This window comes from Paenibacillus sp. 2TAB23 (assembly GCF_052115165.1).
Taxonomy (GTDB): Bacteria; Bacillota; Bacilli; order Paenibacillales; family Paenibacillaceae; genus Pristimantibacillus.
Window position 1 is genome coordinate 128,974 of the sequence record NZ_JBFRGD010000002.1, and the last position, 25,475, is coordinate 154,448.

Here is a 25,475-nt window from a genome sequence, read left to right on the forward strand (position 1 = left end):
CTCCCTCGGTAGTTGCAGGTTAAATACGGAGCTATTGGAAAGCGGCAGCCTAGAACCCGTTTAAGGGCTAAGGCTGCCATCGTTTCAAAAGAGGCCGTTTTCCTCGTTCTCCTGAACAGCCGCGCCTTCGATATCTCGAATCATGAACCATTCCCCATCGACCATAAAGCGGCCTTTCAGCTGGTCGATCCGCTCGACGATGCCGATGACCGTCAGCTCCTCGAGCGGGTGGAATAAGCGGAGCGTAACCGGCTGCCGATGGTGGAGTGATTCGGTCACGGAACGGGCTACATGCTCCCATTCCTGCTCGTCAAGCTCTATGCGCTCGCGCTGCCGCGAAGCTTTCTCCAGCTCGTTAATCGCGACCTTGTGCTCGGGCAGCATCATGCGGCTGGATTCCCAAAGCCCGTTGCCTTCCAGTTTTTTTCTCATTTATAATGTCCTCCGATCTTCACTGAACGATGCTTCGCTTGACCAGCAGGAGTAGTAGATACCGCTCTCAGAATAACGGCATCGCCGTATTTCTTCTTCAAGGCATCCGTCGCTTTCTCAAGCGCCATCGTCTTCTCGCGCCTCGTATCAAACAAAGAAAGCTGATACTCGTCATCCTGGGAAAATTGCGTCAGGCTGACGCCGACCTTTCTTACCGGATGGCCGTCCCAGTGCCGCAGCACGAGCTGGATGGCGGCCCGGTATACCTGGTTGGTCATGTTCGTCGGATCGTCCATCTTCATTTGACGGCTGAAGCCGGTCGGCCGGTCGTAATCCGCTCCCATCAAGCCTACCGAAACGACATGTCCCATATACCCTTTCCCGCGGCAGCGCTGGCACACCAGCTCGGTCAATTCCAGCAGCACGACCTTAATCTCGTCGAGTGTTCCGTAGTCGCGCGGCAGCGTCATCATATGTCCAACCGCCTTCGGAGCGATCTCATGCGTCCCCGGAGCTACGGGGCTATTATCGATGCCGTTGGCAATGTTCCAGTAAAGCTCGGCGCTGATGTCGGCGTTTTTGCCAAGCTTGCGGCGCAGCATGAGCTTCAGCTTCTCAAGCGGCGTTTCGGCCAGCTTGCCGATGGTTTCCAGTCCCATGAATTGAAAATGCCTGGTCATGCGGCTGCCGACCATGAACATTTTGGAGATGGGCAAGGTCCATAGCGTGTCGGAAAGGTTTTCTTTGTTCAAAATATAAATGCCGGAAGCATTTTTCTTCGCGTAGTTGTCACAGGCCGTTTTCGCCAATATTTTGTTCTCCGCAATGCCGAAGCGGGTATAGATGCCAAGCTCGGCTTGAATACGGGTTTGAATATGATGCGCCAGCTCCTCCGGCGAGCCGTACAAATGGAGCGAGCCAGTCACATCGAGGAATTGCTCATCGATGGAATAGGGCTCAACGAGGTCGGTGTAGGACTTGTAAATGTTCGTAATTCGCATCGAAATATCGATATAGAGCTGCATTCGCGGCTTGATGATGACCAGATCCGGACATTTGGCAAGGGAGTCTCCAAGCCGCTCCGCCGTCGTGACCCCGAAATCCTTGGCGATGGGGCAAGCCGCTAGAATAATGCCAGACCTGCGCTCGGGATCGCCTGCCACGACGAGCGGCTGGTCTTTGTACTCGGGATGCTCCGCCTTCTCGACGGATGCATAAAAGGATTGGCAGTCCGCGAGCATAATGACTTTATTAAGAGGCATCACGGCTCACCAGCTCTGCGGCTAATATATTCGCCGTGAGAAAGACGCGCTGGGCGCCTGAGTCGATGCAAAAAGCGCGGATATGGCCTTCTCTGACAGCAAGAATCCGTATTCTCCGCTTCGTAACAGCCCCCTTTTTGCTTATATAAATAATAGCAACGACACAACCGACTTTATTGAACCATTGAACCAATGCCATGATGCGCCTCCTTCATCATAAGAACGTTTGTTCTTATTATATACAGAACATCCGTTCTTATGCTACAGGGTTTTTGTGGTTATTTCTTACATCAACTGGTGGTTCGTTGAATGAGGGGTCTAGAGATGATGTACGCCTCTAGGCTATTTTTAATTTTGAAAGGAAAGGGGATGGATCTAGAATAGATGAACGGAAGCACATATACGATACATAGGAAAGAGGGCAGTCCGCTCAGAACTGCCCTCTTTCCTATGCGTACCAAAGTTGCCGTACATATTTAAACCCATAATGCGCCAAAATAGAAGCAACATGGAAACGAAAGGTGCCGTTATGAACATACAAAACGCTGGAGAGTTCACGCCGTTTAGTCCATCGCTGCATGCAAACGTCGAGACGATTCGCAATCGCTTCGGAGGCAGCACTGATATCGTCATTCGGATGTTTCGCAGCGATGCGGCTCCAGACCGCGAGATCGCGATCATTTATATAGACGGAATCGTTGATTCAGAGACCGTCAACGAAAGTGTCATGGAGCCGTTAATGTCGATGAAGCTGCCCCAGCATGCGTACGTGAAAGGCGCCAAGCTGCTGGAGGCGCTCCGCAGCTGTGTCGTGTCCATCGGGTCGGTGCAGGTTATCGAAGGTCTGGAGCAGGCGCTTCAATATTTGACAGATGGCTTATGTGTCATTATGGCGGATGGAAGCGCGGCGGCATTGACGGCGGATGTGAATGGCGGCGAGCAGCGGAGCGTGACCATTCCGCAAACCCAAACGGTTATTCGGGGACCGCAGCATGGCTTCGTAGAAAATGTAAGAACGAATATAAGCTTGGTTAGGCGAATTATCCGCTCATCCGATCTACATGTTCAAATGCATAAGATCGGTCGGCAAACCCATACGAATGTAGCCGTTTTGTATTTGCACGGCATAGCGGACGAGGGCATTGTGAAAGAGGTTTATCGCCGCTTGGCGGATATTGATATTGACGGCGTGCTCGAGAGCGGCTATATCGAGGAATTCATTCAAGACGAGACCTTTACACTATTTCCCACGCTCCTCAATTCAGAGCGGCCAGATACGGTTGCGGCTGCGCTTCTAGAAGGAAGAGTAGCTGTCATGGTGGATGGATCGCCGATGGCATTGATGGCACCGACCACCTTTTTTACCTTCTTCCAATCGCCAGAGGACTATTATCAAAGATATGATATTGCTACGTTTGTACGCATGATTCGTTATGGGGCTTATGTCATTTCTATCGTTCTTCCTGCCCTTTATATCGCCGTAACGACCTTCCATCAGGAGATGCTCCCGACTACGCTGCTGATCAGCCTGTCAGCTCAGCGAGAAGGCATTCCGTTCCCGGGTTTAGTAGAAGCGCTATTGATGGAACTGACGTTCGAGGTGCTGCGTGAGGCGGGACTGCGAATGCCGCGGGCGATCGGCCCCGCTATTTCGATCGTGGGGGCTCTCGTTCTCGGACAGTCAGCGGTGCAGGCGGGCATTGTATCGGCAGGAATGGTTATTATCGTGTCCTTCACGGCCATTTCGAATTTCGTTATGCCGGAATTCAATATGGCGGCGACCTCCCGAATCATACGTTTTCTCTTCATGATCATGGCAGGCATGTTCGGATTTTTCGGCATATTCATATCCGTGCTGTTCATGCTCATTCATCTTGCTTCGCTGCGTTCCTTCGGCGTGCCTTACATGTCGCCATTGGCGCCTGGTCCTACGAAACAGGGACCGTGGAGGGATGTTTTCATAAGGCTGCCTTGGTGGGCTATCGTGCTTCGCCCGCTTGATTTGAACTTAAGAAATCCAAAACGCAGGCCAAACGGGAAAAAACCGCCGGCGCAGCGCCATTCTGACAAAGCGTAACGAGAGGAGAGACGCCAATGAACAAATGGAGGCTGCTGCTGCCGCTGCTTGCATGCTTGCTCGTGACGGGCTGCTGGAACCGCGTGGAGCTGAACGATATTGCGGTCATTTCCGCAACGGGCATCGACTGGAAGGATGGAAATTGGGTGCTGTCGTATCAAGTGGTTATTCCGCAGGCCATCTCCAGTCAAAGCGCTGCCGGCAACTCCGCAGCGGTAAACGTATTCTCGACAAAGGGCGAAAGCTTTCGCAGCGCAGTCAGCAAGGCCAGCCAAGAGACCTCGCGGCGGCTGTATTTCTCCCACACCCAGATCGTTATTATTGGGCAGGAGGCTGCGCGAAAAGGGCTGGGTCCGTTCTTGGATACGTATCTGCGCAACCATGATTCCCGTGAGACGGTAAGCGTCTACCTGTCCAAAGGCAGCGCGCGCCGGATGCTGGAGCAGCTTATTCCGCTTGAGAAAATTCCCGGCGCAGCCATCCAGCGCATGATTACCAATGAGGAAATGAACAGCTCGACCTTCCGCCAGATGACGGTGCATCAGGTGCTGCTCGATTTGCTCGGGACAACCCATGCGACCGGCCTCCCAGGCTTAACCGTTTCGGGCGCGAATGAGAGCGTGGAGCGTGCCGAGCAGCTGACGCATACGAGCACGCCAAGCAAGGTGCGGTTGTCAGAGATGGCATTGATTGCAGGCGATAAGCTGGTCGGGTGGATTAATAATGAAGAGAGCCAAGGCGTGATGTGGCTTACTAACCATGTGAAAAAAACGACCATTCCATTTGCCTGCGATGAGGATGGGAATGGCCAGAAAAGCTCGTCTATTCGAATTACGCATGCCAAGACTGAGCAGTACCCGCGGCAGTCAAACGGCAAATGGGTGATGCAGATCGAGGCGAGCGCCGTTGGGACGCTGATGGAGTACAATTGCGAGGGTGATTTGTCTAAGCCAAAGCAGGTCGCGAAGGTCGAGAAGCTTATCGAGGGCGAGATTTCTTCAATTATGGAGCAAGGCTGGAAGGCTGTTCGGAGGCATAAAGCGGACGTGGTCGGATTCGGGAATGCCATCCATAAGAAGTACCCGAGGCAGTGGTCCCAGATCTCCGAAAGCTGGCCGGAAATGTTTCCAGATACGGAAGTGAAGCTGTCGGTTAAGGTGAAGATCAACTCGACGGGCATGAGCGGGAGCGGATTTAAGAAGGAGCAGAAAAAAGGCAGCAAGTAAGCGGGAAGGAGATCGTATGCAGCAGATCGGAAAAAACCAGCTCTCGATATTGATTATTATCTTTTTGATCGGAAGCACCCCCTTGTTCGAGCTCGGAATTAAAGCGAAGCAGGATGCTTGGCTGGCGATGGCTGCTGCTGCGTTTGCCGGCCTGCTGCTTACGTTTATGTATGTGCGTATACAAAAACGAGCGCCTGAAGCGGAGCTCGCTGAGCTGTATACCATGCATTTCGGCCGCTGGATCGGCGGCTTTATCGGTGGCTTGCATGCCCTTTGGTTTGCCTATGAGTCCATGCGCAATGTACGGGACGTAGGCGAGCTTACGATGATGGCGCTGCTGACCTTTACGCCAAAGTGGATCGTCATGCTGCTGATCATCAGTGCTGCGGCCTATACGGTTAGCAAGGGGCTGGAGGTATTCGTACGCGTGGTGCAGCTGCTGTTCCCTATTGTGGCGCTTAGCTACACGTTTCTCATTTTGCTGCTTTTTATTGCAAGGCTGCCTAAACTCATGCAGTTGCTGCCCATATTAGAGAATGGGATAGGACCTGTCATGAAATCGGCCTTTCCTGACCTGCTCTCCTTCCCGTTTGGTCAAATGGTTATTTTTTTCGTTTTCTGGAAGCATGTGAGCGAGAAAAAAGTAATCGGACGCGTATCCTACTGGGCTTACATTGGCGTTTCTATCTTTCTAATTCTCATGAATGTGCTCGTGCTGTGCGTACTTGGACCGGAGCTGGCCGCATTAACGGCACTTCCGCTGCTGGAGGTCGTTCAAATGATACGTCTTGCCAACATCCTTGAGAGGCTTGACGTGATCGTAACGCTGCTGCTGTTTATCGGTCTCTACGTAAAGATGACAGCCTTATACATGGCAGCGGTATTTACGTTGAAAGCCGTGACGGGCATAGCCTACCGTTTTTGCGTGCTGCCCGTAGGGCTTGTCATTTATGCGTCTTCGTTTCTGGAAACCAACAATACGTACCACCTATGGATCGGGCTTGATATTACGCTTAAGATCGTTCCGTTATTTCAGATCGTGCTGCCGCTGCTCATGCTAGTTGTAGGACTGAGGAAGAAATACAAGACTGCCGGATAAGGTTGCGGCTGTCATGAGTTTCTCACCGATAGGGAGATTCCAACATATTTTATGGAATGGTGAGCGGTTTACGACAGCTTGAGGGGGATACGCGTGAGCGATGCCGGCAGAAGCATAACAAGCATTATCCTTGTTACTTACAATAAGCTTGAATATACGAAGCAATGCGTGGAGAGCATTCGGCGCCATACGCAGCAGGGCTGCTATGAGCTGATTATAGTAGACAACGCATCGACGGACGGCACAGTGGAATGGGCCAAAAACGAAAGCGATATCATTCTAATTGCAAACAGCAGCAACGCTGGGTTTCCGAAAGGCTGCAATCAAGGCATGGCGGCAGCTTCGGGACAGCTTCTCATGCTGCTTAATAACGATACGATTGTCACGCCTGGCTGGCTTGACGGCTTGAAGCGCTGCTTGTTTAGCGACGACCGGATTGGGGCAGTCAGTCCCGTTACGAATTCGGCTTCCTATTGGACTACAATTCCAGTTACGTATCATACCATTGAAGAAATGGAGCTGTTCGCTTCCGCGCTGCATGCCATTCCAGACCGCATGAAATGGGAAGAACGCGTAAAGCTGGTTGGTTACTGCATGCTTATGCGGCGCGAGGCGACAGAGCGAATCGGACCGCTTGACGAATGCTTCGGCATCGGAAACTTCGAGGATGACGATTATGGTCTGCGGATGAGGCTTGCAGGGTATAAGCTTATCCTGTGCGGCGATACCTTTATTCACCATTTTGGAAGTGTTTCCTTTGGCGCGCAGCCTGAGCTCTACTTGCAAACCTTCGAGAATAACTCAAAGATTTTCAGCGCGAAGTGGGGCTTTCATCCGGGAGAAGCTACCCATATCCGAATGGATTTCAGCACGGTAATTCAACGGGAATCCCATGGCTTCAAGCGCGAGGAATGCGCGATTCTGGAAATTGGCTGCGGCTGCGGAGCGACCATTCTTCATATGAAAAAGCAGTTCCCCGCTGCAGTCTGGTTCGGCGTGGAACGGAATGAACTGGCTGCACAGGTAGCCGAGGGTTCGGGCATTACGGTATTCCGCTCGAGTGAGCCGGAGGACTGGATGCTGCCGGAAGAGGGCTTGAGCGGAATCATCATCGGAGATTCGCATGCGTATGGAACACCGCAGGCGATGAAGCGGCTTGTGGGACTGCTCGCGCCGGGCGGCTGGATTACGGGATGCTTTGCGAACCGCTTTTATTACGAGAACATCAGGCAGTATTTAGATCCCGCGAACGTCAATGCGCAGCGCCAAGCAGCGATGCAATATACACTGCAGCAGGTTCACCAATTATTCGTGCAATCGGGCTTTGCATACGTGAAGGTTACGCTTGCCGAGAACAAACCGGAGGATCAGCAAGCCTTTATCGGGATGCTTGATCAACTGACGGGAAAAGCAATCTCGAATGAGCTGACAGCCGCGTATTTGCTCGTGTACGGCCGCATCGCACATGATGCTCCGCAGGAGGTGACGGGCGATGAAGAGCAAGGAGAGGCGCCTGCCCCAGTGGGGGACGCTTCTGCGGCGGATGAGAGATTGGAAGTGCCAGTGAGTGAAAGCCTGAAAGTGCCGGTGAGTGAAAGCCTGAAAGTACCAGTGGGTGAAAGCCTCGAAGCGCCGGTAAAAAACAGTACTTACGCTGATGGAACAATCCAGGATGATCGAAAGCCGGTCTTGCCTACGCAGGAGGTGGCTGGCGCATTGGCAGAGCAGAACGATGTGATGTTCACGGGTGAGCGTCTTGTTGTCAATCAAGCTGTGAAACAAGATTACAGCAGCGTCTACCATGAGCATATGAGCCGCTATACGTTTGCCGGACCGCTTGTAAAAGGGCTGCGCGTACTGGATGCCGCTTGCGGAGCGGGATATGGCAGCGCGATGCTGAAGCAAGCCGGAGCGGCGGAGGTCGTTGGCGTCGACGTGGACCGCGCCTCGCTTGCGCTTGCGGAACGTGACTACGGCGGCAGCGGCGTATCGTTCGCCGATGCGGATGTGCTGGCGCTGCCTTACGCGGATGATTCCTTCGAGGCGGTTGTTTCCTTCGAGACAATCGAGCATGTTGCGATAGGAGCGGACTGGATAAAGGAATCGGCGCGCGTGCTCAAAGAAGGCGGCTTGTTTATCGTATCGACGCCGAACCGCACGGTTACGAATACGCCGATTTATTTTGAAGAGCTGCCCTTCAACCAGCATCACCGCTTCGAGTACCGAACGTCCGAGCTGATTGGGGAGCTTGTACAGTATTATGCTATCGAGGCTGTATACGGCCAAAACATTTATGATGATTCTTTGTTTCCGACGATGCGTTGGCTGCGCGAAGCGCACGGTATGGCACCTGAGCGGGCAGCTACCTACAAACGGGAGTGGAACCCGCATGAGCTGATTCCGCTGCATGAGCTGAAGAGCGCGGAGCCGATGTATATCGTAGTGGTATGCAGAAAGAACAAACGCCAGCAGGGCGGATGATTAGGCTTTTCAAAAAAAACTAGCGGTAACGATAGGTTTTGCTATACAATTGAAAGTATTGACGTAACCAAATATGTTCCGGGGAGCTGGTTATGCCGGCTGAGAGGGAATTATCAGTACAATTCCGACCCGTTAAACCTGATCTGGATAATGCCAGCGTAGGGACAGAAGCTCTGTTTGCCAGGCTTGCTGGATCGAGAAGATCGAGCATTGACCGTCTGCAAGCAGCTGCACAGCCGATTATATGGCGTCCTCCGGATTGGGAGGACGCTTTTTTTTGATATATAAGAATTTATATGTTTTCACATATAAATGTGCTTGTATATCTCCGCGAAACGACTGCTTTGCCACAGAGGACGGCGACAGCCGTTTACGCTTGTTGCCGTATTAATGGCGCAGGTTGGGCACCGGATACGAGGCTGGTTCGTCATGATAGACAAATAGGAGCAATGAGAGGGGAACAAAGACATCATGATGTTGAAAAAGGCAGGGAGAATGTCGTGGAGAATGGCAGGCGCCATGCTCGTTATCGTATTGGCGCTGGCGGGCTGCGGATCGAACGGAAACGCGCCGGCAGCAAGCGAGGAACCAAATGAGCAAGGCGGGACGGCGGACAAGCCGCTCGAGAAGGTACAGGTTGTTCTTGACTGGACACCGAACACGAATCATACCGGACTATATGTCGCTAGAGATAAAGGCTTTTTCAAAGAACTGGGGCTTGATGTTGAAATTATCCAGCCAGGCCAAAGCGGAGCCGATCAAATGGTCGCATCAGGCAGCGTACAATTCGGCGTAAGCTACCAAGAGTCCATTACGATGGCCCGGATCGCAGGCGTGCCGCTCGTATCGCTCGCAGCGGTTATTCAGCACAATACTTCAGGCTTCGCATCGCCGCTAGCCAAGGGCATTGATTCGCCAGAGAAATTCGAAGGGAAAACCTACGGTGGCTGGGGAGCTCCAGTTGAGGAAGCTGTCATTCAGTCGCTTATGCAGGAGAAGGGTGCTGATGTGGGCAAGGTCAACATGATCAGCATCGGCGACAGCGATTTTTTCACGGCGGTCAAGCGCGATATTGATTTTGCGTGGATTTATTATGCATGGACAGGCGTAGAGGCAGAGCTTCGCGGCGAGAAAATCAACATGTTATATTTGACGGATTATAGCGACAAGCTGGATTATTATACGCCGGTGCTTTCAACAAGCGAAGCTATGATCAAGGATAAGCCGGATATCGTCAAAGCGTTTACGGCTGGGGCGGCGAAAGGGTACCAGTTCGCAATCGGCAATCCGGATGAGGCTGCGGAGATTTTGATTAAAGCCGAGCCGGACTTGAACGCGGAGCTCGTTCGGGCTAGCCAGAAATGGCTAAGCCCTAAATATCAGGATGATGCGCCGCGCTGGGGCGAGCAGAAGCTTAGCGTATGGGAAAACTACGCAAGCTGGATGTTTGAGCACAAGCTGCTGGAGAAGGAGCTTGAGGCGGAGAAAGCTTTCACGAACGAATTTTTACCGGAATAGAGGCGGCAGCTTGAAGGAAAGGCGGCGTACATGAACGCAGCCGATCATAAGGAGAAAGAGGGAAGCTAGATGGCAAACGCACTTGTAAGCATTCAAATATTACCGACGACGCCAGGCGGAGAAAGTGTCATCCCTTATGTGGACCGGGCAATCGAGATCATTAAAGCAGCAGGCGTGCCGTACCGCGTGGCGCCGCTTGAGACGACTATGGAAGGCGAGCTTAGCCATTTGCTGAGCGTCGTGCAGACGATGAGCGAAGCGATGGCGGAGATGGGCTGCCCTTCAGTGATTTCGCAGATTAAAATTTACTATAATCCAGTAAACGGCGCTTCGATGGGAAGATTGCTGGAGAAATACCCCGATGGGCAATAAGAAGAGCGCGTGGTCGAAATTATGGCCGCCAGCCGCGCTTTTGATCATGCTGCTGGCAGGCTGGCAGGCCGCATCGTGGTTGGAGCTGTTCGACGAATGGTTGATTCCGTCCCCGGTGTCGATCGTTAATGAAGCGATTCAGATATGGCCGAGGCTGATGGAGCATACGGAAGCGACCGTTCAGTTAACGCTCATCGGTTTTGTAGGTGGATCGGCGGTGGGCTTCGTGCTCGCCGCTTTGCTGCATTTAATTCCAGGTGTGCGTACGGCGGTTTATCCGCTGCTTGTTCTGTCGCAAAATATTCCCGTTATCGCGATTGCGCCGATTCTAACGATGCTGCTGGGGTATGGGCTGCTGCCGAAGGCGCTGCTGGTCATCATGGTTTGTTTCTTCCCTATTACGGTAGCGATGCTGGACGGACTGATGAATACGGATGCTCAGCTGCGCAATTACTTGCAGATGATCGGAATCAGCAGGCTGCAGTTGTTCTGGAAGCTGGAGCTTCCGCATGCTGTCGTGCATTTATTTTCGGGATTAAAAATTGCGGCCTCATACAGCGTATTAAGCGCGGTAGTTGCAGAATGGCTCGGCACGAATAAGGGACTGGGCGCTTTTATGCTCATTTCTTCCAAAGGTTTCATGCCGGATCGGGTATTTGCGGCCGTTTTTATTATCGTGGCGCTTAGTTTGACGCAATTCGGGCTCGTGACGCTGGCAGAGCGGCTTATTATTCGTTGGCGTCCGAAGAAAGAGGTGAGGTAGCTATGGGAAGAGAGCTAGCAGCCCATCCGTCCGCTCTAGAGGTACAGGGAATTCGAAAGAGCTTCGGCAAGGGAGCAGCAAGCAAAGAGGTGCTTGCAGGCTTGTCCTTTTCGGTTGCGGACGGCGAGTTCGTCTCGATTATTGGACCGTCGGGGAGCGGGAAAACAACCTTGTTCCAAGTAATTGGCGGCTTGGAGCGTCCCTCAGAGGGCGGGGTTTGGATAGGCGGCAAGGAGACAACCGGCGTACGGGGGCACATCTCCTACATGCCGCAGCAAGCATCGCTGCTGCCTTGGGAAACCGTTGCAGGCAATATTGCGCTGTCGCTCGTCGTATCCGGCATAGACCGCAAAGAAGCAAAAGCCAAAGCAAAGGAATGGCTGGAGCGGATCGGGCTGCAGGAATACGCGCACGCCTATCCCCATGTTTTGTCCGGCGGCATGCAGCAGCGCGTATCCTTTCTTCGGGCTTTGCTGGCGCCGCAGCAATTAATGCTTCTGGATGAGCCGTTTGGTGCATTGGATGCGTTAACTCGTCTGCAGATGCAGCAGTGGTTGATGTCAATTTGGGAACAGAACCGCAGGTCTGTGCTGCTTGTGACCCATAGCATCGAGGAGGCCTTGTATCTATCAGACCGCATAGTCGTACTGTCGGCGTCTCCTGCTGTGGTGCTCGAGGAATTCATCGTTCCCTTCGAGCGTCCCCGAGATGAAGCGATTTGGTACGATCCGCGGTTCAATGAACTGAAGCAGCACATCTATACGCTTCTGCAGGAAAGTGCCGAGGGGAGAGGTTAGGATGGCAAAGGATTGGGGAAATGGACAGCTGTCGGAGGAGGAGTCCGGTGTAAAGGTATCCGCATCCGCTGCGTGCATCGACGCCCATATTCATGTTGATCTCTATGCGGAGGAGGAGCGGAACGAATTGCTGGAGCAGGCTTTTGCGGAAGGCGTGGAGGCCGTCGTTGCGGTCTCCATGCATCTGGCTTCTGCCATGGTGAATCGTGAGCTTGCGATGCAATATGCGGGACGCGTATATCCGGCATACGGCTTTCATCCGGAGCAGCCGATACCCGAAGCGGAGGAACTGGACGAGCTTATCGGGTGGATTCGTTCATGCTCCGCAGCTGGTGAGCTGTTCGCGATAGGTGAGGTTGGACTCCCGTATTACTCGCGCTTAGAAGCAGAGCAAAAGGGAGAAGGAGCTTTTGACGAGAGGCCGTATGTGGAGCTGCTGGAGAGGTTTTCCAAGCTGGCAGCAGAGCTGGACCTTCCGATCGTGCTGCATGCTGTCTATGAGGATGCCGCTATGGCATGCGATATTTTGGAGAAATATGGCGTTCGCAGAGCGCATTTCCATTGGTTCAAGGGCGACGATGCAGTAATAGACCGCATGGCCGCTAGCGGATATATGGTTTCCGTCACGCCGGACGTTGCGTATGAGGAGGAAATCAGGCAGCTAGTCGCGCAATATCCGATCGAGCAGCTGATGGTCGAGACCGACGGACCGTGGCCGTTCGAAGGACCGTATGCAGGACGCCAGACGAAGCCGGCAATGGCGGCTGATGCGGCAAAGCATATCGCAAGCATTAAGCAGCAGCCTCCTGAAGCTGTGGCTGAGGTTCTGCTTGCGAATACGCGTCGATTCTATGGGCTGCAGCAGTAGCCGCTATGCCTGCATGCCGTATGGCCGATTCATTAAGGGAGAGTCCTTAGACGAATCGGCTTTTCTTTTTTGACACATACGCTATCAGTTGAAAGGATATGACCGGATGATAGCGAACAAGAGTATACAGCGATCGCATTCAATAGCGGGATCTTATTTCAATTCAAGATGATGGAGGTCGGCTTCTCATGATTAATGACGTTTTTGCGGCAGCAAGCAAGGGAGACACGGAACGATTGCAGGAGCTTCTGGAAATGGACCGTTCATGGGCCAATACGGAAAACGCCGATGGCCTGACGCCGCTCGGCTTTGCTTCCCATTATGGGCATGCGGCTGCGGTACAGCTGCTGCTTGATTACGGAGCTGAGCTTGATGCGATATCACATTCCAAAGTTAGCTATATACCCTCCAATACCGCTTTGCACGCTTCAATTGCAGGTGAAAGAGAGCTTGCCGTAATTGAGCTGTTGCTCAGCCGCGGCGCTAAGACGAATATTGCCGATAGCAATGGCCATACAAGCCTGCATTCGGCTGCCTTCCATGACGATGGGGCTGCCATTATCCGTTTGCTGCTTGAGCATGGGGCGGATATCCATGCGCAGGCCGAGGATGGAACGACGGCTTTGGGTTTAGCCAAAGAAAAAGGCAACCTCAAGGCAGCCGCATGCTTAGTGGAAAATGGAGCGACAGCCTGAGAACTTTGATGCTAATAGCCTGATTTTCATGCCAGATTGTCCATTGCGGCTTGCCTGTCTTCTGCATACAAAGATAAAGACAGGTAAGATCCAAAGCCGCTGCAAGCGGCAGAAGGGAGCCATGCAATGGCGCAGCTGACAAGAAAGGCATTTTTTGAGACGCTTGCTCCGACAGTTATCCGGATCCGTCAGGAAGGCTCACCCATGTTCCCATCCGTTCGATTGGCGCAAAATTTGCTGGAAACCGGCGGTGTCATCCATGAATGGTTCAATTTAGGCGGCATTAAGGTAGGCAGCGGCCAAACGAACGTTTATTGGCACGGTGAGGCAGTGGTGAAGGGGACTTGGGAGGTTGTTGACGGACGCAATGAAACGACGAGAGCCGCATTCCGGGCCTACAAGAGCGTTTATCATTTCTACAAGGATTTAGATATGCTGCTGAATACGCCTCGGTATGAACGGGTACGGAAGGCATTGACTCCTGAACGGCAAGCCGACATGCTCTTCGCCTGCGGCTATGCGACCGATCCATCGTATCCGTCGAAGCTGAAAGCAATCATCAATCAGTACAGCTTGAAGAAGCATGATGCCGCAGGAACCAAGCAAGTTCCGAAGCCGGAGAAGCTTAAAGAGGCAGAAGTGATAGCCTTGCTTTATAATGGCCTATATATTTCAAGCGGTTACCTGCTCGGCGGCTCGACGTGGGTGCCTGCCAGATTGGCAGGCGAAGCGCTGGGAGCCGAAATCGATTGGACCGGTACTCAGGTAACGGTGAATGGTGACCCATTGGAATCTTTATTATCCGAAGCGACGGGGTATGTTCCTATTCGCGCAGTGGCAGCAGCGCTTGGCTTTGCGCCCGTTTGGGATCCGGCTGCGCGAGTCATTCTGCTGAAATAGAAGGGAATGCGGAAGGCACCGCACGAAGCCATAAGAAACCGGCAATCGAGGGTCCGATTGCCGGTTTCTTATGGTCCGTATGAAGACAAGCTATTTTCCTTTTCGTGAAGCTGCCCAAAAGGCGAGAACAATAAGGGGAATTAGAATGTACCAAGGTATCGTAATGGTGCCTCCAACAATAAATGCCAACGACATCACGATGATGACGCCAAGAATAATGTACAAACAGCCTCTTCCGAATGTCTCCATTAAATCGCCTCCTAAAGCTTAGGCTTTGGATCACAAAGCCTTCTTCGCATACAGCCACTTCTTGAAAGTATATTCGACTATAACGTTTTTATGGGTTGAACGTTCCAAACGATTAGGCGGTTCCTATCTAAGAAAACAAAAAAATGACCCGCATCGCTGCGGGCCGGTGTCCTAGATCTATATATCAACAGTGGGGTTGATGTCATTAAGTATAAGAAACGAACCTTAACTTAACATTAAAAATGTTTGTCTGAATGTTGAATGATCCCTTAAGACGCGATTACCCTTATCATAATTCGACAGGATTGCTCCGATTCACGTCAAAGAGGAACTTTCCAAGACCAAATACTAACATTTAAATTTGCCCCTGGTGCCAGCTATGCTGGTACTGGGCCCATAAGGCCAGTTATACCCTTAGCGTGGTGAAAACCGGCTGTTTTTGTGTTCAAAACTTCTAAGCGTACGTAAATGAATGATGTTTTGTCAGGTATTGCTTTCTCGACGGCATTTGCATAGTTAGGCTGCTGCTGTGAAACAATAAACCCGAACCAAAAATCAAATGAATAAGGGGTCGAGCAAATGAAAAAGTTTTGGACATCGTTCTGTTTAGTTGCATGTTTAACATTCGTGCTGGTAGTACCTGCTTTCGCCGATAATGCAAAATCGGGTACGATGGAGAATTACAACAATAATAACAGAATGGGTAACACGGTGCCGGATACAGGCTTACGTTCCGATATCGAAAGAGGCGTGAATAGAACGACCCGCGCACTCGATATGGACAACCGTACTAACATGAACGCCAACAATTATCGTACCAATGCAGTAGATAACGATAACGACTTCAATTGGAGCTGGCTAGGGTTACTCGGATTGATTGGACTTGCGGGATTAAGAAACCGCGGTCGCGAACGCACATAATCGATCTGTATAACAAGGATTATCTCAAAAGTTAATTTTTGAAAATATCAGATCCGCATCGTATATAGGCTTAGCAAAGAACCTTCAACTCCACTTAGTGGAGTTGAAGGTTCTTTTGTGTTTGTTTTGAAATTGGCCGAATCGGGGTTGCCCTTATGGGACAGCCCCATTGTATTAATGAGTTTTCTCCGGTACATATCTTCCATGCTCAGGTACTGCTATTTCTTGAAACTTAGTGGTTAGCAGCTGAAGATTGTCTTTCAGAAGCTCGCCAAACATCGGTTCACCATGTCCCGTAACCGCTAAATAAGGATCGAGCGCCGCGAGCCTCTTGACGGATTTCTCAGCCTGCACCCAATCGGTCGTAAAATATTTGGGTGGACCGCTGATTTCCTGCTCCTGTGTCAAAACCTTGTAAAGCGATTCCTGCTTTACCGTAACGAACGCATCTCCCGCAATTAAGGTGCCGTCTGCTTCTCGATACAGCGAGATGTGTCCTGGCGTATGCCCAGGCGTATGAATATACTGCCAATCCGGCATACCTGGGACGACGCCATGCTCTGGCAAAGCTTTTACCTTGTCATCAAGATTAATGCCATCATGAGGAAATAAAGAGGAGAGCTCAGCGATAAGTCCTCCATGAACGGATGGGTCGGCAGGCGGATAGTCAGATTTGCCGGTCAGATATGGAAGCTCCAGTCTGTGCGCATAGACAGGAACTCCCCAATGCTCGATCAATTCAATAATGGCGCCAACATGATCGAAGTGGCCATGAGTCAAAATAATAGCATGAGGCGGGTTTGCAAACCGCTCCTCCGCTGCTTTTATAATTTTTTTGGCGGAGCTAGGCATGCCTGCATCCACGAGCGCCCATTTTCCTTGCTGATCATTGGGGTCCCCGATGAAACAAATGTTTACAATTTGGATAGGCAAACAATAAATATCCGGCCGATAAGCAAGTCCTTCACCGCTTGCAGAGCTTGTCATCGGAATAAAGGAATGCTCAAACGTACTCTCCAACGTAAACCGCCTCCATCGTTATCAATTCCTTTATAAAATGTCCAATCGGTAAGTGCTTATTCTCGTTGCATTCACTCTTTTAACCTGCCTTGGCGGACTGAGTATGAAAAAGTCATTTTCGTACACATTAAGAACATTATTATTGAAGGAGACTAGCATAATGACTTCAAACCAAATTCCAAAATTTCCACAGTCCCTTTGGATGGACTCCACGAATAAACGATCCATATTTCCTGCACTTGAACAAGATATCGAAGCGGATATTGCGGTTGTAGGCGGTGGCATCTCCGGCATTACAACGGCATATTTGCTCGTTCAGGAAGGATTCAAAGTCGTACTCGTCGAAGCGGGTAAGCTGCTTGGCGGCACGACGGCACATACGACAGCCAAAATAACGGCGCAGCATGACCTTATCTATGATGAGCTTATAGGGAAAGAAGGCTTGGAAAAAGCTCAATTATACTACAGAGCTAATGCTGAAGCGCTGCAATTTATAAAGCGAACGATTGAAAATGCGAACATAAATTGCGGTTTCTCTGCACAGGAAGCGTATGTCTACGCGGAATCAGATGCATACATAAAGAAGTTGGAAATGGAAATGTCAGCTTATTCACGGTTAGGCATATCTGGCGAGTATGTAGAGCGTATTCCCTTACAAGTACCGGCTAAAGCAGCAGTGATCATGCATGAGCAAGCACAATTTCATCCTTTGCAATATTTATCTGCCCTTGTGGATAAGTTTGCGGAGCTGGGCGGCATTGTATACGAGAACACGACAGCAGTGGACGTTAAGACGGGGTCTACGCCGGAAGTCATAACAAGCCAAGATCACCGAATCAAATGCAAGCATGTCGTATCTTGTACCCATTTCCCGTTTTATGACGGACTTGGGTTTTATTTCGCCAGAATGCATGCAGACCGTTCCTATGTGCTTGGCCTCCGCGTAACGGATCATGTGGGGGAAGGCATGTATCTAAGTGCGGAAGATCCAAAACGCTCGATGCGATGCGCGGAATCGGTGGAGCATGGCAAGCTGCTTTTGCTTGGCGGGCAGAGTCACAAAACCGGACAAGGGGTATGCACGATTAATCATTACGAGGAATTGAAGCGTTACGCCGAAAAATATTTTCAACTCGAAGAAATCGTATATCGATGGTCGGCACAGGATTTGGCAACGGGAGATCAAATACCGTTTATTGGCCGGATCACTGCGACCTCTCCAAACGTTTACATCGCAACTGGCTATCGAAAATGGGGGATGACGAACGGTACGGCTGCGGCGTTGCTTATTCGAGATATGATCTTAAATAAAGAAAATGCCTACGAAGATTTGTTTGCCCCCTCGCGTTCTATATCTGCTGGTACCATCAAAAATCTGATTGTGGATAATATCGATGTAGCGAAGCATCTGATTGCCGGAAAGCTAGAAATGGTTAACAAGCGTCCTGAGGACCTGGCTCTGGATGAAGGCAGTGTCGTGAGGCTGCATGGCAAACGGGCGGGAGCCTACAAGGACAGTGAAGGCAAGCTGTATCTTGTGGATACAACGTGCACGCATATGGGCTGCGAAGTGGAGTGGAATAATGGGGACCGAACATGGGATTGTCCATGCCATGGTTCAAGATTTTCGGTTAGCGGCGACGTGATTGAAGGACCTGCGGAAGAACCATTAATCGTGCTGCGTACCTGATTGCTTAAGTAATCGATAATAAGAAGGGAGCGCAGCTGTGAAAAAAAAGTGGGATTTAGCAGCCTTAGCATCGATTCCGTTAATTATGACGCTCGCTAACTCCATGTTGATACCGGTGCTCCCTTTAATGCAGAAGAAGCTACATATCTCTGCCGTTCAGTCGAGCCTGATCATTACGGTTTATGCGGCAATATCGATAGTGTTTATCCCCATTGCAGGTTATTTGTCCGATCGGTACGGCAGGAAAATAATTATTATAATCGGATTGTCGATCGCGGCGTTAGGCGGCTTAATAGCAGGCTTGGCTGCTTGGTTAATGGATTCGCATGTGTATGCCGTAATATTGACAGGCAGGTTCATACAAGGGATTGGGGCAGCGGGCGCATTTCCAATTGTCATTCCGTTGGTAGGCGATATGTTTGACAAAGAGGAAGAGGTCAGCAGCGGACTTGGGATGATTGAAACCTCCAATACATTCGGGAAAGTGCTCAGTCCTGTATTAGGAGCAGCGCTTGCCCTCATCGTATGGTTTTTGCCGCTGGCGATTATACCGATTCTCTCCATCATCGCGATCGTTGCTGTCCTTTTCCTGGTGAAGGTTCCGAGTAAAAAGAGGAGCGAAGAGGTTGGATTAAAAACGTTCTGGAGATCCATCAAAGCAGTATTCGGTGAGAATGGCCACTGGCTGTATGCGATATTTGCTATTGGCTGCATCGGAATGTTAATCATGTTCGGGTTTTTGTACAATTTGTCGTCGGTTATCGAGGAAAGCTACCATATTGAAGGGATTATCAAGGGGCTGCTGCTAGCCATTCCTTTAAGCGCAATTTGTCTGGCTTCATTTTTAACTGGAAAATATGTCGGGGAAAACAAAAAAAAGATGAAATGGTTAATTGTGGTCGGCACGGCATTATTAGCGATCATGATGCTCCTTTGCGGATTAATCAACAAGCAAGGTTTGTTTTATCTTGTGCTATTTATGTTTGCAAGCGGTGCGGGCATTGGCTTGGCATTGCCTAGCCTCGATGCGCTTATAACGGAAGGGATTAAGAAGAAGCAGAGAGGAACGATAACCTCGCTTTACAGCAGCGCCAGGTTTATTGGGGTAGCCGCTGGTCCCTTATTAGCATCCTTGTTGTTAGGAAATAAGGAGCTATTGTTTTATCTGTTTACCGGATTGGCATTGCTATGTACCGGATTGGCGCTGTTTGCGATTAAACCGGACAACGTGCAGACGAGCTCTTGAATGATTGGATAGATTGAACTCAAATACCCCTCATTCTCTCTAGGAGAGAGTACGAGGGGTATTTGAGTTTAGTTATTCTATGAGCTGCAGGCTATGCCGTCCTTATCGCGATCAAGCTTATAATTGTAGCCAGGCTCTCCTTCATGCAGAGGTGCTGCGCCTGCCGCTTTGACTGCAGCGCAATTGGCATAAAAGACGGTTTCCTCCTCGGCAGGTTGCTGCGGGTCTTGCACCGCTGATTCGCTAATTAGGAATAGGACGCGAGTTCCATCCTTTAAATCGGCTAATTGGTTTCCAATCCATGAGCCTGCGCCGCGGTTGTCTTTCGGTGAAACATAGGCGATATCCGCGCCGGCGCCACCTTCCTTGCACATGGCCATTGGCCATTCATCCCTGTCAAAGCCTTTCTTCGTCGGAATGCCTTGCAGCGAAGCGTCGCGGTTAGCCTCGGCGCCGTCTCTGTCAATGGTGCAAATAGCGGAAGCTCCGCCTTTGATTGCCGCTGTAATATGAGCAATCGTCTCGGGGTAGCGGTCGGTCTGCAGTTGGATGGTTTCGTCATAGTCGCCACTGGAGACTGACGTATCAGGGGCAGTGGCCGTTGTGAGATTTCCGCAGCCGGAGAGGATAAACGATAAAAGAAGCAGTGCGGCGAAGATGGTTTTCATGATGTATCTCCATTTCTAGTTGTTTGTTTCCATCATACACCAGCACTCTGGGCTTCGAATACAATAGAAAACGGAATTATGGCTTGAAAAACAAAAAAAGATCCCTGTGACAGGATCTTTTCTATGCATGATGAAAGGGGAGCATGTCGTTTAAGTGAGTTAAGCTTAATCGTGCAGGGACTATTAGTAGCCCTTGCCGTATCCTCCGAAAACACCACAACTACAAGCGATAATGACAAGCAGAATGAAAAGGACCAGGATAGTACCAGTGTTATTGAAAGCACCGCCAACATAACCGGACATGTTCATTGCACCTCCTTCGTGTTGAGTACTCTGTAAGTTATGCACGAATCGACGCCAATGATTGGGTGTTTGTTACTGCGGCGGATAATCCGTGTCATGAGCCTAAAGGAGCTTTTGAAGTGGTTGCTTGACGATCCTAAATGTTGAAGCGGGCGTACTTTCATCAATCCAACGCCTTTATTACTGTGCGCGTTCGAAATCTTCAGGTGTCATGTCTTTCCATTCATCCGTACGATAAGCTTTGCCGTTGTACCGTACATAGTAAAGCATGTTCAGATCTTTCATTTCTTGTTTCAAAGCTTTTTTATCAAATGGCCCGAATCCGAAAATGTCAATTAAATCCTCTTTCAAAAGATCTATGATCTCATCGGGTATCGCAGCATTGCTGTTATCAATGAGTTCTGCGCCAGTAAACTCCAAGCTCATGATAATCTTGAATCCGGAGCTAACCGTGCCTTTAATCAGTAATGAAGAATTGCTTTTTGGATTTGGTTTAATCGTTTCAAAAAATATCGAACATTCAACGCCTTCTGGAATCACTGGAACACCTCATCATCAATTTTAACAGCAGAAAACTAGTCTCCTTCCTATTGTACACCTTATTGGTTCATTTCTCTCTTATTTGAACCAATTAGGGAGCTTATCCGAGCATATGGAAGAAATCGATAAAAAAATAAATAAAACGCTTGAATCAGGAACGTATGTTTGGTATATAATAAGAACAAACATTCGCATTGGAGTGATCGCCATGATCGAACAATGTATCAGCCAGACCGTACAAATTATTTATAACGACCGTAATCGCAACATATCCATACGCATCATTCAGGTGCTGTCGGTCCGAAATGGCAAGGTGAGGGCGTTCTGCACATCCGCAAACGGACCGCACGTATTTAACACAGATAATATTATTGATGTGGAGTTGGTAAAGCAGCATGCTTGACGATGTGACACGTAAAGTTTTAACCGTGCTTTGGAATGTTTATCGGGACGATCCTTCCTTCATAGATGTCGGCTACATCAGCCAGCGGGCGCAGCGGACGGAACAACAGGTGAAAACCGCCATAAATGAGCTGGTCAAAGAGGGCTTTGTCTTCTGGGACCGGAAGGCGAATTTGTTTAAGGTGCTTTATAGCCGGGAGGGATTGAAGCCGCGATGAGACTGATGCAATCAATTGGCTATAGGAAAAACTCAACAAGCTGCAATACGCTATAGATTTCTCTAAGCAGACTATTCATTTAACTATGAGAAAGATTAGTGAGTATTAGAATATGTAAGAGCGCTTGAATTAACAAGCGCTCAATAAGCTTAGCAGTGAGGTTTCTTTGTCCAATGCTTTTTACCGATAATAAGAACTTTTTGACCAGGTTTTACAAATACAACTTTGACATTTTGCTTTTTTGCATAATAGAGTCCCATATCAATCATCTCCTCTTCTTCAAGTTAATCTAGTATATTCATAAATTACTAGATTGAATGGGTTTATTTGATATTTCGAAGAAAATAGGTGAGTGGCATGGCTCGCTGAGCGATTCATATCGGCCCCGAAGGGGTTTAGAGAGCTGTTATGCAAATTTGAAATCCTGATCGATGAGGATATGTAAACACCAGCTGAATATTACGGAATTGGGAGGGTTGTAACCCACAAAGCTTTTAAAATGGGAGAGTATACGAAAGGTTCTATCCGGATCGCATCGAACAGCCTAATCAATAAAAAAGCCCTCGACCTTAGATGGTTGAGGGCATTTTGTGTATTTAAGCGTTAACTGTCTCAGGTCTTTTTACTTGCAATGGAGGTGGAATAAGCCAACCTTTTTCTTTGTTCATCTCCAGTATTTTAAGTCCTATTGCTGTTTTTGTGATATGGTATTTAGCAAATAAAGCACCAATATCTTCTCTAATCGATTGTCCTATAACTTGACTACAAGCAACTAATCCCAATGAAGTATCAGCAGCAATCTTAGCCGCAATTTCAGGATCAGTAAATCGTGCACCAACAGGGATGTCTTCAAGCTTAACAGGGGACCTTTCAGGCATTACAGGTGTGGTAGAAATCCCGTTATCAATAAGTATTGTATCTAATTCTTTAATTTCAAGTTTAGCTTGATCAATAAGTGAATCAATTACTTTTTTTAGATCTTTGTCACCGGAGTGGTTTAAATATGCTTGATAGCACGACACAGAACCTTTTGCCACTATGGATGCTTGCCATACGCTGAAGATTTCTCCATAGTGCAGGGGTTCATCTTTTGGATTTCCGCTTAAAATTCCCAATTGAGTATGCTCCTTTTTTGGTTCAATTTAGACTTGTTTAATATGTCCATGAACACGGAAATAATGTACTGCAAGTGTTTTACAGTTAAAGGTCTTTTAGTAAAAGGCTACCTATTTAATAAAATCCCCCTTCGTTTCATGAATCGTAGAGGCGGATTTCTATTTCACTGTCCAATAGGATTATCTATAATATCAGGTTGTCATCATATTTTTACGGTTAAATCCCGTTAGGCGAACGGGTAGAATAGTTAGGCGAAACCAAGAATCTTTGCTTGGCGTATTGAACGGTAACATTACATTTTTTGGGTGGTCGTATATAATATCCAATCAACGTTTAATCCTAATTTAAGACAGGATGGGGATCGTCAATGAAGAACGAGACAATAAATAAAGACCATCAAGCGAACCTAAGAGCAGGTACAATGAGGGCACTGGTCTATGAGAGATACGGAAAGCCTGATGTTCTTCGCATTGAAGATGTGGACATTCCCAAACCTATGGACCATGAAGTGTTAATCGCAGTCCAAGCAGCATCAGTAAATTCCTGGGACTGGGATCTCCTGCGCGGAAAACCATATATTACCCGTCTTGGCGCGCTGCGAAAGCCTCGTTACCGTACCTTAGGAGCGGACATTGCGGGACGGGTAGTCGCTGTGGGTGCCTCCGTCAAACGTTTTCGACTGGGGGATGAAGTTTTCGGAGACATTTCTGGTTGCGGATGGGGAGGGTTCGCGGAATATGTATGTGCTAACGAAGAAGCACTGACGCAGTAACCTGAAGGTATAAGCTTCGAGCAAGCGGCAGCCATTCCACAAGCGGCCGTTCTTGCCCTACAAGGATTACGTGTTAAAGGAAAACAACTGAAGGGCTATAAGGTTCTGATTAATGGGGCGGGCGGCGGTGTAGGTACATTTGGAATTCAATATGCCAAGTTGCTTGGGGCAGAAGTGACTGGTGTGGATAGAGGCGAGAAGTTGGAAACACTGCGTTCCATGGGGGCGGATCATGTCCTTGATTATACTAATGAAGACTTCACTGCAAGTAGTGGGCGATACGATCTGATCCTCGATGTTGTCGGAAACCGTTCTATTTTTGCAATCAAGCGCGCACTAAAATCAGGAGGCAAGTATGTCATAGTTGGCGGTCCTCTTCATCGCATCTTCCAGGTACTAATGGCGGCACCGCTGATCGCTTGGCTTGAAAAGAAGAAAGTGGGGGTGCTGCTACATAAGCCGAACCATAATGACCAGTTGGTCTGGAAGTCTTTAGTTGAATCAGGTCATGTGATGCCCGTCATCGATCGGCGGTATTCTTTAAGCGACGCGGCCCAGGCACTTGAGTATTTCGGAGAAGGTCGCGTGATAGGAAAGGTCGTTGTCAGTATTCCCACCTTATAATAGTGTTGTGAACAATTGATAGTATGATGGAGAACCGAAGCAAGAGGTGGAGTATAGAAATTTGGATAGTAATAAGAGCGTTTTGGAAATTAAAGGCCTATCTGAATAAATTGAATACGCAAAAGTTAACTCCAGTGAATAATGCTGGGGTTTTATTTTTGTCTTGTATCTGACCGTATGTTTGTATTAAAATAAGAACATACATTCGCACATGAAGTGTGATCGAAAAGAATATAGGCCAGACAATGAAAAAACGAGCTAGTCAAATAAGACTTTTTATTTTGGGATCAAAGGCCAACCCTTTAAAGTTTTGTATAACCGCTCGGAGGATAACCCGGTTGCGTGGCATGGGTGGAATTTATGAAGAGGGTAAACCGGCTTGATCCATAGAGTAATAAAATGTAATCAAGCAGCCGTATGACGTTGTCGAAACATGTAGTGGCAATAATCAAATCTAACAAAGAGTTGGAGGTTACAGACATGGCAAAAGCAAAGGGGCCGAAGAGGCCAACGAGAGATGAGTTTGAGATGGAGGAGCTGGGTGAGCGTTTGGTGGAAGCTCAACAGGAGGAATTGTTAGTAAAACTCATTGTTTGGAATTGGGATCAACCCGTTACCGGTAGAATAACGAACATGGATTCTCGAACAAAATCAGTGCACGTGGAGCATAGAGGAGAGATAACGAAAGTCCACTTTCTCGATATAATGAAAGTTCAATCACCGGATTTTTAAAATTGAAGTAAATCATATAGTTCCCTCATTAAATTGTGAGGGGATTTTATTTGAATGAGGATTTCAAAAATGTAATCTGATGTATTGTATCTTTGTGTGAAAAATGTGTAAAAAATTCAAAAGCTATCTTATTCAAAAGCATTCTCGGAAATTGAAACGAATACAAACCCGCAAACGGATTAACCCCAAAAACTTGACATATACTCACACATGCTTGCCTAAACTCCATTTTTCATTTTATACACACGAACAGAAGTTATTTGGTTCAATCCGATTGCAGCTGATTCGGTTGCCGGGCGTTAAATGACTCTGTGGTAACGAACATTCACTGAATACTGAATTACTTCTTCTTCTTTTTGAAAAAACCAAATAGTACCAAGAAAATAATGACAACGATTAAAAAACCCATTGATATCACCCCTTTTGAGATTATAACATGATCTGGGCGTTTGTAGTTTGAATATGTAAGAACATGAGGAGGAAT

General features: G+C 48.9%; 27 protein-coding genes, 1 pseudogene and 1 riboswitch. Of the genes and pseudogenes, 19 read left to right on the plus strand and 9 right to left on the minus strand.

Translation table 11 applies throughout. The features are described from left to right. Positions 1-84: 84 nt before the first annotated feature. The 3 genes from AB4Z29_RS03275 to AB4Z29_RS03285 are packed head-to-tail and all read right to left on the minus strand — an operon-like array spanning position 85 to position 1,893. Positions 85-432: a YolD-like family protein gene (locus tag AB4Z29_RS03275; RefSeq protein ID WP_441941690.1), complete on the minus strand. Its 348-nt coding sequence runs from the start codon at positions 430-432 to the stop codon at positions 85-87. Next, positions 429-1,694 (minus strand): DNA polymerase IV, encoded by a 1,266-nt coding sequence (locus AB4Z29_RS03280; protein WP_441941691.1) that lies wholly within the window; start codon positions 1,692-1,694, stop codon positions 429-431. Before AB4Z29_RS03280 ends, AB4Z29_RS03275 begins: the two co-directional genes overlap by 4 nt. Further along, on the minus strand, positions 1,684-1,893 hold the full coding sequence (locus tag AB4Z29_RS03285) for a hypothetical protein (protein WP_441941692.1): 210 nt from the start codon (positions 1,891-1,893) through the stop codon (positions 1,684-1,686). The genes AB4Z29_RS03280 and AB4Z29_RS03285 overlap by 11 nt, the downstream gene beginning before the upstream one ends. Before the next feature lie 330 nt (positions 1,894-2,223). Here AB4Z29_RS03285 and AB4Z29_RS03290 point away from each other — a divergent pair, with 330 nt between their 5' ends. From AB4Z29_RS03290 to AB4Z29_RS03340, 11 genes are all read left to right on the plus strand, one after another. Beyond that, positions 2,224-3,771, plus strand: coding sequence for a spore germination protein (locus AB4Z29_RS03290; RefSeq protein WP_441941693.1), 1,548 nt, complete (start codon positions 2,224-2,226; stop codon positions 3,769-3,771). Between the two features lie 17 nt (positions 3,772-3,788). Further along, a complete protein-coding gene (locus AB4Z29_RS03295) occupies positions 3,789-4,997 on the plus strand; it encodes a Ger(x)C family spore germination protein (protein WP_441941694.1) in 1,209 nt (402 codons plus the stop codon). Between the two features lie 16 nt (positions 4,998-5,013). Continuing rightward, a complete protein-coding gene (locus tag AB4Z29_RS03300) occupies positions 5,014-6,096 on the plus strand; it encodes a GerAB/ArcD/ProY family transporter (protein ID WP_441941695.1) in 1,083 nt (360 codons plus the stop codon). A 93-nt stretch (positions 6,097-6,189) separates the two neighbouring features. Continuing rightward, on the plus strand, positions 6,190-8,577 hold the full coding sequence (locus tag AB4Z29_RS03305) for a methyltransferase domain-containing protein (protein ID WP_441941696.1): 2,388 nt from the start codon (positions 6,190-6,192) through the stop codon (positions 8,575-8,577). 69 nt (positions 8,578-8,646) lie between these two features. Next, positions 8,647-8,759: riboswitch (TPP riboswitch) on the plus strand. A 289-nt stretch (positions 8,760-9,048) separates the two neighbouring features. Beyond that, complete coding sequence (locus tag AB4Z29_RS03310; protein WP_441941697.1) at positions 9,049-10,095, plus strand: ABC transporter substrate-binding protein; 1,047 nt, start codon at positions 9,049-9,051, stop codon at positions 10,093-10,095. A gap of 69 nt (positions 10,096-10,164) precedes the next feature. Beyond that, entirely contained in the window at positions 10,165-10,467 is a 303-nt protein-coding gene (locus AB4Z29_RS03315) for a thiamine-binding protein (protein WP_441941698.1), read from the plus strand. Next, entirely contained in the window at positions 10,457-11,230 is a 774-nt protein-coding gene (locus AB4Z29_RS03320) for an ABC transporter permease (RefSeq protein ID WP_441941699.1), read from the plus strand. The genes AB4Z29_RS03315 and AB4Z29_RS03320 overlap by 11 nt, the downstream gene beginning before the upstream one ends. A 2-nt stretch (positions 11,231-11,232) precedes the next feature. Continuing rightward, the gene (locus AB4Z29_RS03325) at positions 11,233-12,027 is read left to right on the plus strand and encodes an ABC transporter ATP-binding protein (protein ID WP_441941700.1); all 795 of its coding nucleotides are present in this window, start codon (positions 11,233-11,235) and stop codon (positions 12,025-12,027) included. Position 12,028: 1 nt separating this feature from the next. Then, on the plus strand, positions 12,029-12,895 hold the full coding sequence (locus tag AB4Z29_RS03330; protein WP_441941701.1) for a TatD family hydrolase: 867 nt from the start codon (positions 12,029-12,031) through the stop codon (positions 12,893-12,895). A gap of 188 nt (positions 12,896-13,083) precedes the next feature. Continuing rightward, on the plus strand, positions 13,084-13,590 hold the full coding sequence (locus AB4Z29_RS03335) for an ankyrin repeat domain-containing protein (protein ID WP_441941702.1): 507 nt from the start codon (positions 13,084-13,086) through the stop codon (positions 13,588-13,590). Between the two features lie 126 nt (positions 13,591-13,716). Further along, a complete protein-coding gene (locus AB4Z29_RS03340; protein ID WP_441941703.1) occupies positions 13,717-14,490 on the plus strand; it encodes a glucosaminidase domain-containing protein in 774 nt (257 codons plus the stop codon). Positions 14,491-14,580: 90 nt separating this feature from the next. Here AB4Z29_RS03340 and AB4Z29_RS03345 read toward each other — a convergent pair whose 3' ends face one another. Continuing rightward, positions 14,581-14,739 (minus strand): hypothetical protein, encoded by a 159-nt coding sequence (locus AB4Z29_RS03345; protein ID WP_441941704.1) that lies wholly within the window; start codon positions 14,737-14,739, stop codon positions 14,581-14,583. A gap of 579 nt (positions 14,740-15,318) precedes the next feature. Between AB4Z29_RS03345 and AB4Z29_RS03350 the strand changes: the two genes are divergently transcribed. Beyond that, on the plus strand, positions 15,319-15,660 hold the full coding sequence (locus AB4Z29_RS03350) for a WGxxGxxG family protein (RefSeq protein ID WP_441941705.1): 342 nt from the start codon (positions 15,319-15,321) through the stop codon (positions 15,658-15,660). 174 nt (positions 15,661-15,834) lie between these two features. Here the strand turns inward: AB4Z29_RS03350 and AB4Z29_RS03355 are convergent, their stop codons facing one another. Beyond that, a complete protein-coding gene (locus tag AB4Z29_RS03355; RefSeq protein WP_441942003.1) occupies positions 15,835-16,647 on the minus strand; it encodes an MBL fold metallo-hydrolase in 813 nt (270 codons plus the stop codon). 193 nt (positions 16,648-16,840) lie between these two features. Here AB4Z29_RS03355 and AB4Z29_RS03360 point away from each other — a divergent pair, with 193 nt between their 5' ends. Both AB4Z29_RS03360 and AB4Z29_RS03365 read left to right on the plus strand, forming a co-directional pair. Next, positions 16,841-18,370, plus strand: coding sequence for an FAD-dependent oxidoreductase (locus AB4Z29_RS03360; RefSeq protein WP_441941706.1), 1,530 nt, complete (start codon positions 16,841-16,843; stop codon positions 18,368-18,370). A gap of 37 nt (positions 18,371-18,407) precedes the next feature. Further along, complete coding sequence (locus AB4Z29_RS03365) at positions 18,408-19,616, plus strand: MFS transporter (protein WP_441941707.1); 1,209 nt, start codon at positions 18,408-18,410, stop codon at positions 19,614-19,616. Positions 19,617-19,693: 77 nt separating this feature from the next. Here AB4Z29_RS03365 and AB4Z29_RS03370 read toward each other — a convergent pair whose 3' ends face one another. From AB4Z29_RS03370 to AB4Z29_RS03380, 3 genes and pseudogenes are all read right to left on the minus strand, one after another. Further along, a complete protein-coding gene (locus AB4Z29_RS03370; protein WP_441942004.1) occupies positions 19,694-19,849 on the minus strand; it encodes an excalibur calcium-binding domain-containing protein in 156 nt (51 codons plus the stop codon). 12 nt (positions 19,850-19,861) lie between these two features. Then, positions 19,862-20,284 (minus strand): annotated as a pseudogene (locus tag AB4Z29_RS03375) (NucA/NucB deoxyribonuclease domain-containing protein); the annotation flags it as partial. 483 nt (positions 20,285-20,767) lie between these two features. After that, positions 20,768-21,127: a hypothetical protein gene (locus AB4Z29_RS03380; protein ID WP_441941708.1), complete on the minus strand. Its 360-nt coding sequence runs from the start codon at positions 21,125-21,127 to the stop codon at positions 20,768-20,770. Positions 21,128-21,335: 208 nt separating this feature from the next. On the opposite strand from AB4Z29_RS03380, the gene AB4Z29_RS03385 reads away from it, so the two are divergent. Both AB4Z29_RS03385 and AB4Z29_RS03390 read left to right on the plus strand, forming a co-directional pair. After that, positions 21,336-21,530: a hypothetical protein gene (locus tag AB4Z29_RS03385; RefSeq protein WP_441941709.1), complete on the plus strand. Its 195-nt coding sequence runs from the start codon at positions 21,336-21,338 to the stop codon at positions 21,528-21,530. A gap of 4 nt (positions 21,531-21,534) precedes the next feature. Further along, entirely contained in the window at positions 21,535-21,747 is a 213-nt protein-coding gene (locus AB4Z29_RS03390; protein WP_441941710.1) for a hypothetical protein, read from the plus strand. Positions 21,748-22,343: 596 nt separating this feature from the next. Here the strand turns inward: AB4Z29_RS03390 and AB4Z29_RS03395 are convergent. Continuing rightward, a complete protein-coding gene (locus AB4Z29_RS03395) occupies positions 22,344-22,862 on the minus strand; it encodes a DUF3231 family protein (RefSeq protein ID WP_441941711.1) in 519 nt (172 codons plus the stop codon). A gap of 368 nt (positions 22,863-23,230) precedes the next feature. Between AB4Z29_RS03395 and AB4Z29_RS03400 the strand changes: the two genes are divergently transcribed. From AB4Z29_RS03400 to AB4Z29_RS03410, 3 genes are all read left to right on the plus strand, one after another. Continuing rightward, positions 23,231-23,635 carry an alcohol dehydrogenase catalytic domain-containing protein gene (locus tag AB4Z29_RS03400; RefSeq protein WP_441941712.1) on the plus strand — a complete coding sequence of 135 codons (405 nt, stop codon included), beginning with the start codon at positions 23,231-23,233 and terminating at the stop codon, positions 23,633-23,635. A 108-nt stretch (positions 23,636-23,743) separates the two neighbouring features. Then, the gene (locus AB4Z29_RS03405) at positions 23,744-24,259 is read left to right on the plus strand and encodes an NAD(P)-dependent alcohol dehydrogenase (RefSeq protein WP_441942005.1); all 516 of its coding nucleotides are present in this window, start codon (positions 23,744-23,746) and stop codon (positions 24,257-24,259) included. A 480-nt stretch (positions 24,260-24,739) separates the two neighbouring features. Further along, positions 24,740-24,991 carry a YolD-like family protein gene (locus tag AB4Z29_RS03410; RefSeq protein ID WP_441941713.1) on the plus strand — a complete coding sequence of 84 codons (252 nt, stop codon included), beginning with the start codon at positions 24,740-24,742 and terminating at the stop codon, positions 24,989-24,991. Positions 24,992-25,475: the final 484 nt, after the last annotated feature.